This window comes from Knoellia koreensis (assembly GCF_013041615.1).
Classification (GTDB): domain Bacteria; phylum Actinomycetota; class Actinomycetes; order Actinomycetales; family Dermatophilaceae; genus Pedococcus; species Pedococcus koreensis.
In genome coordinates this window covers 72,465-86,246 of record NZ_JABEPQ010000006.1, presented here as the reverse complement: position 1 = coordinate 86,246, position 13,782 = coordinate 72,465, and the positions used below count along the sequence as shown (strand labels likewise).

10 protein-coding genes are annotated in these 13,782 nt (G+C 71.7%); 1 reads left to right on the top strand and 9 read right to left on the bottom strand.

Features of this window, described 5'->3' with window-relative positions; all coding sequences use genetic code 11:
- Positions 1-107: 107 nt before the first annotated feature.
- The 9 genes from HJG52_RS19025 to HJG52_RS18985 all read right to left on the bottom strand — a co-directional run bounded on the left by HJG52_RS19025 (position 108) and on the right by HJG52_RS18985 (position 12,401).
- Entirely contained in the window at positions 108-1,406 is a 1,299-nt protein-coding gene (locus HJG52_RS19025) for a glycosyltransferase family 39 protein (RefSeq protein WP_171245214.1), read from the bottom strand.
- A 9-nt stretch (positions 1,407-1,415) separates the two neighbouring features.
- Entirely contained in the window at positions 1,416-3,665 is a 2,250-nt protein-coding gene (locus HJG52_RS19020) for a transglycosylase domain-containing protein (protein WP_171245213.1), read from the bottom strand.
- A gap of 160 nt (positions 3,666-3,825) precedes the next feature.
- Positions 3,826-5,514: a sugar phosphorylase gene (locus tag HJG52_RS19015; RefSeq protein ID WP_171245212.1), complete on the bottom strand. Its 1,689-nt coding sequence runs from the start codon at positions 5,512-5,514 to the stop codon at positions 3,826-3,828.
- Positions 5,511-6,866 carry an alpha-galactosidase gene (locus HJG52_RS21785; RefSeq protein WP_206071159.1) on the bottom strand — a complete coding sequence of 452 codons (1,356 nt, stop codon included), beginning with the start codon at positions 6,864-6,866 and terminating at the stop codon, positions 5,511-5,513. Before HJG52_RS21785 ends, HJG52_RS19015 begins: the two co-directional genes overlap by 4 nt.
- The gene (locus HJG52_RS19005) at positions 6,863-7,984 is read right to left on the bottom strand and encodes a Gfo/Idh/MocA family protein (RefSeq protein ID WP_171245211.1); all 1,122 of its coding nucleotides are present in this window, start codon (positions 7,982-7,984) and stop codon (positions 6,863-6,865) included. Before HJG52_RS19005 ends, HJG52_RS21785 begins: the two co-directional genes overlap by 4 nt.
- On the bottom strand, positions 7,981-9,030 hold the full coding sequence (locus HJG52_RS19000) for a zinc-dependent alcohol dehydrogenase (RefSeq protein ID WP_171245210.1): 1,050 nt from the start codon (positions 9,028-9,030) through the stop codon (positions 7,981-7,983). Before HJG52_RS19000 ends, HJG52_RS19005 begins: the two co-directional genes overlap by 4 nt.
- Positions 9,031-9,037: 7 nt before the next feature.
- On the bottom strand, positions 9,038-9,943 hold the full coding sequence (locus tag HJG52_RS18995; protein WP_171245209.1) for a carbohydrate ABC transporter permease: 906 nt from the start codon (positions 9,941-9,943) through the stop codon (positions 9,038-9,040).
- Entirely contained in the window at positions 9,940-10,968 is a 1,029-nt protein-coding gene (locus tag HJG52_RS18990) for a carbohydrate ABC transporter permease (protein ID WP_171245208.1), read from the bottom strand. Before HJG52_RS18990 ends, HJG52_RS18995 begins: the two co-directional genes overlap by 4 nt.
- Entirely contained in the window at positions 10,965-12,401 is a 1,437-nt protein-coding gene (locus tag HJG52_RS18985) for an ABC transporter substrate-binding protein (protein ID WP_171245207.1), read from the bottom strand. The genes HJG52_RS18990 and HJG52_RS18985 overlap by 4 nt, the downstream gene beginning before the upstream one ends.
- A gap of 225 nt (positions 12,402-12,626) precedes the next feature.
- Here HJG52_RS18985 and HJG52_RS18980 point away from each other — a divergent pair, with 225 nt between their 5' ends.
- The gene (locus HJG52_RS18980) at positions 12,627-13,781 is read left to right on the top strand and encodes an ROK family transcriptional regulator (protein WP_171245206.1); all 1,155 of its coding nucleotides are present in this window, start codon (positions 12,627-12,629) and stop codon (positions 13,779-13,781) included.
- Position 13,782 lies beyond the last annotated feature (1 nt).

Here is a 13,782-nt window from a genome sequence, read left to right as displayed (position 1 = left end):
ATCGCGCGTCTCCGCGGGCTCCGCTGTCCACAGGGCCGGAACGATCGCGCACCTTGGCACCAGTCGCGCACCCCGGGCTGCGCGACCCGTGCCGAACTGCGCGAACGTCAGGTGAGGCGGACGAGCAGCCGGTCGGGCGCGTCGGTGAAGTCACCGTCGGCCTCGTCCCCGACCCCGTCCTGCGGGTATGCCGCGGCGGTGCGCCACGTGCGCACCACGAGGTAGGCGACGGCCGCCACCCGCAGGAGCAGGAACACGCAGTACCAGCCGGCCGGCATACCGCGGTCGGGTTTGGACAGGCCCCCGAAGTAGAGCCAGACCGCCACGAAGTGCAACGCCTCGGTGAGCGCCCACACCAGCTGGTCCCGCCAGCGCAGGCCGGCGAGCGCGATCAGCGGCACCAGCCACAGCGACGCCTGCACCGGGAACGACTTGCCGACCACGAGGGTGAGGCCGACGAGGACCAGCGCGACCTGCGGCACCGACGGCCGGTGGTACGTGCCGAGCGCGAACACCGCACCGGCGACGACGGCGAGCGCGGTGGCGGCCACGACCAGCATGGTGGCGAGGCCGGCGGGCATGGGGTCGAGGCCGATGAGCTGCGGCACCATCCAGATCGAGCCGAGACCGGGTGCGGCGTCCCACCAGACCTCATAGCTGCGCCACAGCGCACCGAGGTTGCCGACGAACGGCAGCGCCACGACCAGCACCGCCGCGGCCGCACCGAGCAGGGTGCGGCGCAGGGGCGCCCACCCGCCGGTGCGGAACGCGATGAGCGCGATGGCCAGCAGCACCAGCACCGGGTAGGTGCGTGCCATGACGGCGAGTCCGAGGAAGACCCCCGCAGCCGCCGGCTTGCGCCGCGCCCACGCCCACAGCCCGGCGCTGACGAGCATGACGCCGAAGATGTCGGCGGAGACGAGGGCGGTCAGGACGAGCACCGGGCTCAGCGCCACCTGCGCGGCAGCCGTGGCGTGCCGCGGCCGGGTCGCGGCGGTGAACCACACGATCGCCAGCGCGCACACGGTGGCGAGCACCGCCCACAGGGCGAAGTACCACCGGGTCTGGTCGACGAACGCGCCGTCCGGCACCAGCCCCCCGAGCAGTGCGCTGACGGCTCCCGTGAGCGCTGGGTGGTCCGAGCGGGCGCCGCTGTCGGCGAGGTATGCCGCGAGGCCGTCATCGAGGTTGCCGGCCTGGTACATCGCGGGCAGGTCGGAGAAGCACGCATGCCAGAACTGGTCCGAGCCGCTCCACCCCTGCTGGATGCAGTGCGCCTTCTGCACGACGGACAGCGCCATCGTGCCAACGGTCGCCGCGAGCAGCGGGACGACCGTCGCCAGCCACGACCCGGCCCGCTCCGACGCGTGCCGGCCGAGGGGGCCACCCACCACTGACAGGCTCACGGCAGGTCGCTACGGGGTGCTGGTCGAGCGCGGCCGGTCGCCGAGGAGGGTGATGGTCGGTGGCGTCGGTTTCCCGGTGCCGTTGGTCTTGGTGGTGGGCGGCGGTGTCGAGGTGGTCGGCGGTGGCGTCGACGTCGTGGTCGGCGGCTTGGTCGTGGTGGTGCTGCTGGAGCTGGTCGAGGAGGAGCTGCTCGTCGCCGGCGGCGGCGTGGACGAGCTCGTGGGCGGCGGCGGGGTGTAGATCTCGTCGTCACCCAGGCCGGCGCGCTCGGGGAACTGCTCGACCGGCATACCCTTCATCGCCGTCTCCATGTAGTCGGTCCAGATCCGCACGGGGATCGTGGCGCCGGTGATCTCCTGGTAGCCGCCGACGTCGGTCATCGACAGCTCCTCGCCGTTCTTGCCCGAGGAGTAGAGGCCGACCGCGGTCTCCAGCTGCGGCGTGAACCCGTTGAACCACGCGGCCTTGTTGTCCGACGTGGTGCCGGTCTTGCCGGCGACCGGGCGCCCCAGCTGCTGGGCGTACGACCCGGAGCCGCGGATCACGACCTGCTGAATCGCGTCGACGGCGTCGGCGACGACGTCCTTGTCGAACCCCTGCTTCTTGGTGACCTTGGCCTTGTAGTTGAGCCCGCCGGGGCCGCCCTTGACCGACTTCACCATGTAGGGCGTCACCCGGGTGCCGCCCGAGGCGAGCGTGGAGTATGCCGTGGCCATGTCCTTGACGGTCACGCTGTCGGTGCCGAGGACGTTGGCGACGTTGGTGCCGAGCGGGCGCAGCTTGCGCGCCTTGGCCTGGGCGTCGTCCGGCAGGCCGGCGGCGATCGCGGCCTTCTTGGTGTTGTCGGCGCCGACCTCGATGTTGAGCTTGGCGTAGACGGTGTTGACCGAGTTGGCGGTCGCGGTGCGCAGGTCGATGTAGCCGAAGGGCTGTCCGCCGAAGTTGGTCACCTTGCCGCGCGGGTTGGCCGAGTCCTCGAACTCGGGGAAGTACTGCGGGCTGGTGCCGTTGAACCGGGTCTTGGTGCTGATCGGCTTGTCCTGCATGAGTCCGGCGAGCAGCGCGAAGGGCTTGAACGTCGACCCGGCCTGCATGGTGGCGTCGACCGCGGTGTTGAGCTGTTCCTTGCGGTAGTCCTTGCCGCCGTACATCGCGACGATGGCGCCGTCACCGGGCTTGATCGACACCAGGCCGGCCCGCATGGTTGCGGCCTTCTTGTCCTTGGGCATGCGGTCCTCGACCGCGTTGATCGCGGCCTGCTCGGCCTTCTGGTCGATGGTCGTGACGATGCGCAGGCCGCCCTTGTCGATGTCCTCGTCGGTGAGCTTGAGCTTATTCCGCAGCTCCTGCTTGACCTGCTGGACGAGGAAGCCCTGCGGCCCGCCGACACCGCTGTTGGGCACGTACTTCTTCAGCGTCTTGGTCGGGAACGCCGCCTTGGCGCGCTGGTCGGGGGTGATCCACCCCTCCTTGACCATGCCGTCCATGACGTACTGCCAGCGGGCCTCGGCGTTGGCCTTCTGCTGCGCCCCGAGACCCGGGTCGAACAGCGACGGGCCCTTGACGACGGAGGCGAGCAGCGCGCCCTCGGACGGGGTCAGCTTGGAGACGTCCTTGCCGAAGTAGGCGCGCGCGGCGGTCTGGATGCCATAGGCGCCGCGGCCGTAGTAGATCGTGTTGAGGTAGTTCTGCAGGATCTCGTCCTTGGACTCCTCCTTGCCGATCTTGATCGAGATGATGATCTCGCGGGCCTTGCGCGACAGCGTCTGGTCGGAGGTGAGGAAGTAGTTCTTGACGTACTGCTGGGTGATGGTCGACCCGCTCTGGGTGCCGCCACCGCGCAACGTCTCCCAGGCACCTCGCAGGATGCCGGACGGGCTGATGCCGGAGTTGGTGTAGAAGTCCCGGTCCTCTGCCGCGAGGTGCGCCTTCTGCACCGCGTCGGGGACCTGCTTCAGCTGCACCGACTCACGGTTGCCGCCGTCGACCGACAGGCGCCCCATCTCGGACTTGCCGTCGGCGTAGTAGATGATCGACGTCTGGGCGTTGACCAGGTCGTTGGGCTGTGGCTTGTCGATCGTCGCGTAGGCCGCGAAGAACGCGATCGCCGCCAGGATGATGCCGAGCAACGCCGTCAGCCCGAGTCGCTTGGCCCATCGCTTCCCGCGGCCCCCCTTGGTTCGCTTGGTCGCGGCCTTGGGGCGCTGCGACTGCGCCCTCTTGGCACCGGCGCGCGTCGTGGGACGTGAGGAACTCATCTGACCTTCCAGGTTCGGCTGTCCTCCCGGCGACGCCACAGGCCTGCGTTCGGTTGGCCGCGATGGGGGTGACCTGCGTCGGAGGACCAGGTCCCAGTATGCCGTCCGCTCACCTCCGCGCCCGAATCGCCGCAGGTGGCGGGGCCGGCACCGGGTCGCCTCATCGGACCGGCCGCACCCACGCGTACCCGTAGGGCCCGAGCTCAAGCGGCGCCACGACGTCGCCGGTCAGGACGTCGGTGCCAGCCACGTCCGTCAGCCGGACACGGTCCCCGGTCACGTTCGTCACGCAGACCAGCTCGTCCGGCGTCCCGGCCGCCCGGCGGACCGCGAACACGCGCGGGTCGAGCAGTTCCACGGCCTGGCTGGCGTCCGGTGCGAGCCCCGGCTGCGCGGCCCTGGCGCGCAGCAACCGCGCCAGCCCGTCGAAGACCGCCCGGCGCCGGGGGTCGGTCCGCAGCTCCTCACCGAGGGTGTCGGCGTCGAGCACCGCACGGTTGATCCGGCGGTTGATGCCGGAGGCCGCCATGCCTGCGACGTCGGAGCGCGACCCGAACAGCGAGTGGTAGTAGATGGCCGGCACGCCGACGAATGACACCAGGATGCTATGTGCCGCAACGGCTTTCGCTGCCGCGAGCGCGTCGTCGCCCACCTCATCGGGCGTGGACAGGGCGTCGAGGTAGCTCACGTTGAGCTCGTAGACCCGTTCGCTGCCGTCGGGCCGGGCCGCCATCGAGACGCGCCCGCCGTGGGCCACCGCGCGGTCCACCAGGGCAGCGACCTCGGCGTCGTCGAGCAGGCCCTGCGCCGGGGTCATCCCGATGCCGTCGTGGCTGGCGAGGAAGTTGAACCACGTCATCCGCGGCCCGACCGGACCGATGCCTGCCGCCCACTGCGACAGCCGCGTCGTGTCACCGACGACGAACGCGTGCAGCACCAGCGGCGGCAGCGCGAACTGGTAGACCATGTGAGCCTCGTCGCCCGCCCCGAAGTACGAGACGTTGTCGGCGTGGGGCACGTTCGTCTCGGTCAGCAGCAGCGTGCCGGGGGCGACGTGGTCGACGACGGCGCGCCACAGCCTGACGACCGCGTGGGTCTGCGGCAGGTGGATCGAGGTGGTGCCCGACTCCTTCCACAGGTAGCCGATGGCGTCGAGCCGGATCGCCGACGCGCCCCGCTCGAGGTAGCCGAGCAGCACGTCGGTCAGCTCGAGCAGCACCTCGGGGCTGGCGACGTTGACGTCGACCTGGTCGGCGCCGAACGTCGTCCACGCCTCGACCTCCCCACCGCCCGGTCGCTCGTAGCGGTGGTGCAGCGGTGAGACCCGCGGCCGCACGACGGCGCTGGTGTCGAACGCCGGGTCGCGCTCGAGGAAGAAACCCCCGTATGCCGGGTCGCCGGCCAGCCAGCCGCGGAACCACCCGCTGCTGCTCGACACGTGGTTGGCGACGAAGTCGAACATCACGTCGTGGTCGGCGGCCAGCTCGGCCACGTCCCCCCACGAGCCGAGCGCGGGGTTGACCTGCCGGTGGTCGACCACGGCGAACCCGTCGTCGGACGTCCACGGGAACATCGGCAGCAGGTGCACCCCGCTGACGAGGTCTCCGACGTGGTCGCGCAGCACCGTGGCGAGGGTGTGCAGGGGTCGCTCGCCGGGCCGACGGACCGCGTCGCCATAGGTGATGAGGTATGCCGTGCGCTCACTCAGGGGCGGATGTCCCGGGCCGCGTCGGCCGACGACGAGGTCGACCAGGCGGCCGGTGACCTCCTCGGCCCGGTCCGGGTAGAGCTGGGCCACGAGGTCGGCGACCCGCGAGCGGAACTCGGTGTCCGCGTCCACGACGCTCATCCGGCGACCCCGGCCGGCTCGACCAGCGTCGTCGCCAGCAGCGCGTCGTCGAAGGACTGGGTCGTCGACGGAGCGTCGAGCACCTGCCGCGTCGCCGCGAGCCCCCACTCGTCGAGCTCGTCCAGCCGGTCGGAGACCGACCGCAGCCCGCCGTACGCCGTGACGGCCTGCGCCCACTCCTCGCGCAGCCGGTAGCCCGGACGCGCCACGAGGCAGTCGGGGTCGTTGGTCCACAGCCGGCCCTGCTGCCACGCCCGCGCCACCAGGCTGGGGCGACCGCGCAGGCCGCGTGACCCGTCCTCCCCGCCCTCGTGGAAGGTGTCGGGCGAGACCCGCATGGCGTCGACCAGCCCGAGGCTCGGCACGAGCGGGGCACCCGAGCCGAGCAGGTACGCGTCCGGCCCGGCCGCCTCCCGGAGCAGTCGCATGCCGGAACGGTAGTCGCGCACCGCCCTGGCACCCGCGTCCACGCCGTCGCCGGTGGCGAGCGCACCGGCATACAGGAAGTCGAGCTTGAAGTAGTCGATGCCGAGCGAGGCGAGGCGCGCGACCACGTCGTGGAGGTGGGCCCGGACGCCGAAGCTGGACAGGTCCAGCCCGCGCAGCTGCTGGCCCCAGTTGTGGCCGGCGTCGCCGGTCAGCCAGTCCGGGTGCTGCCGGGCCAGCTCGGTGTCGGCGCCCACGACGAACGGGGCCAGCCAGATGCCGGCGCGACGCCCGGAGCTGCGGATGCGGTCGACAAGCCGCGACAGGTCACCGAAACCCGGTGTGGGAGAAAGCCATTCGCCGATGCCACGGCTCCACCCGTCGTCGACCTGCACGACGTCGACGGGCAGGTCCAGCCGGTCCATGGCGGCGAGGTTCTCCTCGACGTCGCTGGCGCGCACCTGCTCGAAGTACCGGTACCACGTGCACCAGACCCGCGGTGGCGGCCGCAGCGAGCCGACCCCGGCCGCCGCGTGCCAGCGGTCGCCGACGGCGGTGAGCGCGGGCACGGGACCGGGATGCTCGGTGCGGGTCACCGGCGCGTCGGAGGTGACGACCAGGTCCGCACCCTCGAGCCGCGCGCGGACCGACGGCACCACCCCGTCGCGGTCGAGGCGCTCGCGCTCGACGTCCGCGGCATACGCGACGACCGGTGACCCGTCACCGGGGTCGACCACGAGCAGCCCCTCGCCCTGCACCGTGCCCTCGGGCACCGGCCGACCCGGCCGCCCGCGCATGGTGACCTCCCACGGCTCGAGCGCGGGTGAGGCCCCGCGCACCCAGCCGGTGCGGCTCCAGCTCTGCCAGCCCTCGGCGTAGCAGCGCACCCCGGCCGGGTCGATGGCCAGCCGGTCGACCTCGCTCACGGTGTCCCCGTCCCCTGCGCGGCAAGGTCGACCGGCGCCCCGCCCCCGGCCGCCGAGTCCCGGGCGGCAAGCACGAGCCGCACGGTCTCGAGGGCGTCGGTGGCGGAGTTCTCGGGCTCGCGGTCCTGCGCGATGGCCGTCAGCAGCTCGCCCATGCTGGCGGCGAACGCATCGGGGAACCACGCGCCCGGCGTGGGCAGGGTGCGCACGTCGCCGTCGCGGTCGAGCTCGACCCGGTCCGAGCCCAGCAGCACGCTGCCGCGGATGGTGCCCTGCGTGCCGTGCACCCAGAACGGCGCTCCCCCGCTCGTGGCCTGGGCGTCTCCGACGACCCGGATGCACGCGGTGGCACCGGTGTCGGTGGTGAGCAGCACGGTGGCCGACCACGGGTTGCGCGACGCGACCGGCTGGCCGGGCAACCGCGACTCCACTGCCTGCACCCGCACGACCCGGCCGGGGCGCAACCAGAGCCGGGTGATGTCGAGCCAGTGCACGAGGTAGTCGGTGACGAGCATGTGCTCCAGGTCGTCGAACGGGGTGCCGACCAGCGGTGGCAGCGGCTTGTCGTGCAGGTGCGTCACCCCGACGACGTCACCGACCGCGCCCTGCCGCAGCAGCAGCGACGTCACCCGCCAGGGCGGCGCCCACCGGCCGTTGTGGTTGACCGCGACCCGCACCCCGCGGCGGTCGGCCGCGGCGAGGATCTCCTCGACCTCGGTGACACCGGCTGCGTCGGAGGTCAGCGGCTTCTGGGCGAGCACGTGCTTGCCCGCCTCGACCGCGGCCCGCACCCAGGGCAGGCGCACCGCGGCGGGCGTGGCCACGTCGACCACGCGCACCTCGTCGTCGGCCAGCAGCTCCTCGGGCGTCGCGAACTCCCGCTCCACGAAAGGGAACTCGTCACGCACCGGTGGTCGGTCACCGCGGACCGCGCCGGGCGACCAGGTGCCCACGACGCCGACACCCCAGTGCCGGTATGCCGGCAGGTGGGCCGTGCGGGCGATGTCACCTGCGCCGAGGATGGCGACGCCTCCGCGCAGCGCCGGGTCTGCGGGCAGCCGTGGCCCGGGGTCGAGCGCTGGGTCGGCGTCGGGTGGCGCCGGGTGGGCGCCGCTCATGCGGGCGCCCCCTCGAACCGCAGCAACACCTGCAGGATCCGCGGGTCGCCCTCGTCGAGCCGCTCGAACACCTCACCCACGTCCGCGGCGTCGACCACATCGGTGACCAGCGACTCAACGTCGACGCGGCCGGCCGCCACCTGGCCCATGAACACCGACACGAGCCGCTGCGGGTCCCACCGGGTGCCGAGGATGACGGGGGTGCCGGAGATCTGGCTTGCCACGATGCGCACCCGGTTGTGGTGGAACTCCTCGCCGAGGCGCAGGTTCGGGGCGCCACCCTGGTAGTAGCCGGAGGCGACGACGAGTCCGTCGGCACCGACCGAGCGGACCGCGTGGTGCAGCGCCATGTCGTTGCCGCTGACCTCCAGCGCCACGTCGGCGGGCCCGTGGAAGGCCTCGCGCACCGCCTCCCCGGTGTCCACCTTGGGTGAGGCGACGACGGTCGTCGCGGCCCCGAAGTCCTTTGCGTGTTCGAGCCGGCTGGGGAGCACGTCGATGGCGAGCACCTCGCTGCCGCTGAGCACGCTGAGCCGGGTCGCGAGCAGGCCGATGACCCCTTGGCCGAAGATCGCCACCTTGTCCCCGAGGCGCAGGTCGCCGGCGAGGATCGCGTTGAGGGCGATGGCCCCCACCCGCGCGAAGGCACCGCGTCGTGGGTCGACGTCGGGTGCCAGGACGCGGCCGGCAAGCCGCTCGGCGGGCACGACGGCGTCGCTGCGGTGGCCCCAGATCCCGTAGACGACGTCGCCGACCTTCGGGTCGGACACGTCATCGGCCACCTCGACGACCTGCCCCACCTCGGAGTACCCCCAGCCCACCACGGGGTAGGCGAACGTGGGCGGACCGGGGCGGAAGATGCGGGCCTCGGTGTCCCAGGCACCGTTGAGATAGGTGTTGGAGCCCCGGTATGCCGTGAGCTCGGTGCCCGCGGAGATGCCCGAGTACCACGTGGCGACCCGCACGTGACCGGGCTGGAGCTCCTGGGGCGGTGTCGGGACGAGGTCGACCTGGTAGGGAGCGGTGAACTGGACGACGGACGGCAAGCTCGGCTCAGCCCTTCTCGGCGCCGGCGGTGAGGCCACCGGTGAGCCATCGTTCGCTGACGAAGAACAGCACGATGATGGGCAGGGTCAGGATCACCGAACCCGCCATCAGGGTGGTGGTCGGCACCTCGATGCTCCCCGAGAGCTGGGAGAGGCCGAGGGAGACGGTCCAGTTCTCGCGGCGCTCGACCAGGAACAGCAGCGCGAACAGGAACTCGTTCCAGGCGATCATGAAGATGAACAGCCCGTTGGACACGATCGCCGGCATCGCCAGTGGGAGGCTGATGCGGCGCATCACCTGCACCCGGCTGGCGCCGTCGATTGCGGCTGCCTCCTCCAGGCTCTGCGGGATCGTGTCGAAGTAGTTGCGCAGCATGTAGATCGACACCGCAACCACCTGGGCGACGTAGACGAACAGCAGCCCGAACAGCGACCCGCGCAGACCGATCCGGGTGTAGAACACGAACAGCGGCACCGCCAGCAGGATGCTGGGGAAGAAGTAGATCGCGAGGAACAACGCCGAGATCTTCCGGCGACCGAAGAACTCGAGCCGGCTCACGGCATACGCACCGGGGATGGCGACCAACAGCGACAGGATCACCGTCCCGATCCCCACGAGCAGGCTGTTGCGGATGAAGGTGAGGAAGCCCTGGCCGCCGTCATCCGCCGACTTGAGCACGTCGACATAGGTGCTCGGGTCGAACTCGGCCGGGGTGAAGAACAGCCGCCCCGGCGACTGCAGCACGTTGTCCAGCGGCCGGAAGGACAGCACGAGCATGTACCAGAACGGCAGGACGGCGATCGCGATGAGCAGGACGATGACGATGGGGCGCAGCACCCGCAGCACCCGTTCCTCGATGGCGTTGCGCCGGGTGTGCGCCTGGCCGGCGTTCTCCGCGGTCACGGTGCTCATGCGGCGTCCTCCGATCGGCCGAACAGCTTGAGGTAGACCAGCACCAGCACCGCCAGGATCGCGGCCAGCACCAGCGCCTGGGCCGCGGCCGCACCGATGTCGTAGCGGGCGGTGAGGTAGTTGAAGACCCGGACGGCGACGACCTCGGTGCCGGCGCCGCCACCGGTCAGCAGGTAGATGTCGTCGAAGTTGTTGAAGGTCCAGATGAAGCGCAGCACGGACAGCACCGCGAGGGTCGGCCACAGCTGCGGGAAGACGATGTAGCGGAACCGCTGCAGCGGCGTGGCACCGTCGATGACCGCCGCCTCCTCGAACGTGTCCGGCATCGCCTCGAGCCGTGCGGTGAGGAAGAGGAAGGCGAACGGGAACGAGCGCCACGCCTCGAACGCGATCACGGTGAGCAGGGCCGTCGGCACGCCGATGTCGAGGCCGAGGATGGACAGGTCGTCCGAGCGTGACGACAGGAACGCGATCGGTTCCTTCCACCCGAGCAGCCCCTGGCCCCAGTCGTTGACGATGCCGTACTGCGGGTTGAGCGCGGTGGACCAGACGAACGCCGCGGCCACCACCGGCGCGACGTAGGGCAGCAGCAGCACGGCCCGCACCAGGCCTCGGCCGCGGAACGGGCGGCGCAGCGCGAGCGCCGCGACGAGCCCGATGGCGAGCGCGAATGCCGTGCCGAAGATCGAGTAGGCGAGGGTGGTGAGCAGCGCCTGGAGGAAGCCGCCGGAGGTGAGGACTGCGGCGAAGTTGTCGAGCGTGTAGTCGCCGATGACCCCGGCGTTGCGCAGGTCGAGCAGCTTGATCTTCTGGAAGGCGAGCGAGACGGTCCACAGGATCGGCAGGACGACCATCACCAGGACGATGATGAGTGTCGGTGAGATGAACGCGAGCCCGGTGCGCGCCTCCTCCGCGGCCTGGACCGACTTCTTGCGGCGGCCCTTGCCGATGCCGGGTCCAGCGCCCGGACCGCGACCGCCGGTGTCCCTGCTGCCGCTCGACGGGGTGACCAGCTCGGTGCTCATGACAGCGACTCCTGGATCGCGCGGACGGTGTCGGCCGCGTCCTTGGCGGCCTTGTCCGGGTCGGTGCCCGAGGTGACCTCGTTGACCGCGGTGGCGACCGGCTGCTCCCCCTGTAGGGCGCCGAGCAGGTTGCCCTGGCCCTGGTCGAAGGCCCACCGGGACAGCTGTTCGGTGCTGCCGGTCAGGGCCTGCAGCACCTCGGGCTTGTAGAACTTGCTCAGCGGGGCCTTGGTGTCGACACCCGCGGGGAGCGTGGCCCAGGCGTCGGCGAACTTCTTCGGCTCGTCCGGTGTCCCCTGGCGCACGGGCAGCTTGCCCTCGGGCGCGATCCCGATCCACGGCACGTAGCCGTCGCCGAACATGTACTCGACGAACTTCGTCGACGGGTCGGCCGCGGACTGGGCGGTGATCGTCCACGACGTCACCTCGCCGAACGCGGCCGGGCCCTTGCCGGACGGGCCGGAGATCGAGTTGACGACTCCGGTGTTCTTGGCGAGGAAGGTCGGGTCCTTGGTGCACTGCGGGCAGTTGGGCTTGGCGTCGTTGCGCAGCCCGGCCATCTCGTCCAGGGCGAAGGTCGACCAGATGAACATGGCGGCCCGGCCCGCGAAGTAGGCGGCGCGGGTGGTGTCGACGTCCTGCGCGCCGGGCACGGAGTACTTGTCGATCAGGTCGCCGTAGAAGGTGAACGCCTCGAGGCAGGCCTTGTCGTCGAGGCCGACCTTGCCGTCCTGCTGCACCAGCTGGCAGTTGTTGCCGAGCGCGACCTGCTCGAAGGTCTGCTCGGTGAACGCGTCACCGGGGGCGGTCGCCCCGACGAACCCGGCCATGTCGCCCTTGTCGAGGGCCTTGGCGGCCGCCATGACGGTGTCGTACGACGTCGGCGGCGCGAGCCCGGCTTGCGCGAACAGGTCGGCGCGGTAGAAGAGCAGCTGCATCCAGGTCTCGCTGGGCACCGCGAGCGGGGTCTGTCCGTCGCGGGTGAGGCTGAGCGCCCGGTCGGAGAACGTGGAGGGGTCGAGCGCCTGCAGGGCGCGGCCGACGGCGGCGGTGTCGATGAGCTCGTTGGCCGACATCGAGCGCACCTGCGCCAGCGGCACCCCGCCGACGACGTCGGGCAGGTCACCGGCGGCGGCCGAGGAGATGAGCAGCTGGTTGAACTGGTCCTCCGCGACCGGCACCAGCTCGACCGGTATGCCGCTGGCCTTGGTGAAGTCGTCGACGATCGCCTGGGTGGCCTTGACCCGGTCGGGAAGGTCCTCGACGATCCAGACTGTGATGCCGGGCCCGGCGTTGCGGGCGGTGGACCCGCCCGAGCAGGCCGCCAGGACCGCGACCACGCTGGCGGCCACGAGGGCCACGAGGGCGCGCCGCACCCGGTGTGACCTGCGCCGGTGCGGCGGGCGCGCGGTGGTCGATGAGTGTGTCGTCATTGGCCCACTTCCTCACGCGGTCGGAGGGTCCGCCGAAGGCGGCCACCGCCCCGTCGCGGCAGCCCTTCGATGCGGCCTCGTCACGCAGTCCCCGTTTGATGCACGCTTTTAGACATCAAATGTCCACGGACTTGGCATCTACGTCCCAGTGTCTATCCTCGGTGTGGCGCTCGCCACTTGAACGGTGCAGGTCAGCGGCCTGCACGCCCTGCAAAGGAGCCCGCGATGCCCACCGGTCCAGGAGACGTGCTGGCCCTCATCCGCGCGGGCGAGGCGACGACGCGCGGTGCCCTGCTCGAGCAGACCGGCCTGTCCCGGATGACCCTCAGCCGCCGGGTCGACACCCTGCTGTCCGCCGGGCTGGTCGTCGACGACGGCGGCGCCGGCGCCTCCTCGGGGCGGCGCGCGCGGCTGCTGCGCTTCCACGCCGACCACGCCAAGGTGGTGGCGGTGGCGGTCGACACCACCCATGCCCGGATCGCCCTGACCGACCTGGTCGCGCAACCCGTCGCGGTCGAGGAGATCGCGCTGGACGTGACGGACGGACCGGCACCGACCCTGGCGGCCATCACCGCAGCCGTCACCGCCCTGCTCGAGCGGACCGCCACGCCCGTCTCATCGGTCTGCGGCTTCGGCCTGAGCATCCCGGGACCGGTGGACCCCCTCACGGGCCGCCCCAACCAGCCGCCGATGATGCCGGGCTGGGACGGCTACCCCATGGCCGACGAGGTGGCGGCCGCGCTGCCCGGCATACCCGTGGTCACCGCCAACGACGCCGACGCGGCCGCCATCGGCGAGGAGCGGTCGCGCCCCTCCACCACCCGCGCCATGTGCCTGCTCAAGGTCGCGACCGGCATCGGCACCGGCATCATCATCGACGGCCGCCCCTACCGCGGGCTCGACGGCGGGGCCGGCGACATCGGGCACGTGCGGTTGCGCGACCACCCGGATGCGCTGTGCCAGTGCGGTGCCCGCGGCTGCCTGGCCGCGGTCGCCAGCGGCCGCGCGGTCGCCGCCAAGCTGCGCGAACGCGGCATACCCGCGCAGTCGGGTCGCGACGTGGGTCGGCTCGTCGCCCACGGCAACGCCGACGCCGACCAGCTCACCCGGGAGGCCGGGCAGCTGATCGGCGAGGTCCTGGCCACGGTGGTCTGCGTGCTCAACCCGGAGGTCGTCGTGGTCGGCGGCGCCATGTCGTCGGCTCCCCTGCTGGCCGGGCTGCGCGAGACCCTCTACCGGCTGACGCCGGCCCGGGCGACCCGGCACCTCACCCTCGAGATGGGCCGGCTCGGCGACGACGCCGCGGTGGTCGGCCTCGCCCACGCCGTGGTCGACGAGGTCTTCTCCGCGGCAGCGGTCAACGCGCGGCTCGGCGCCTGAC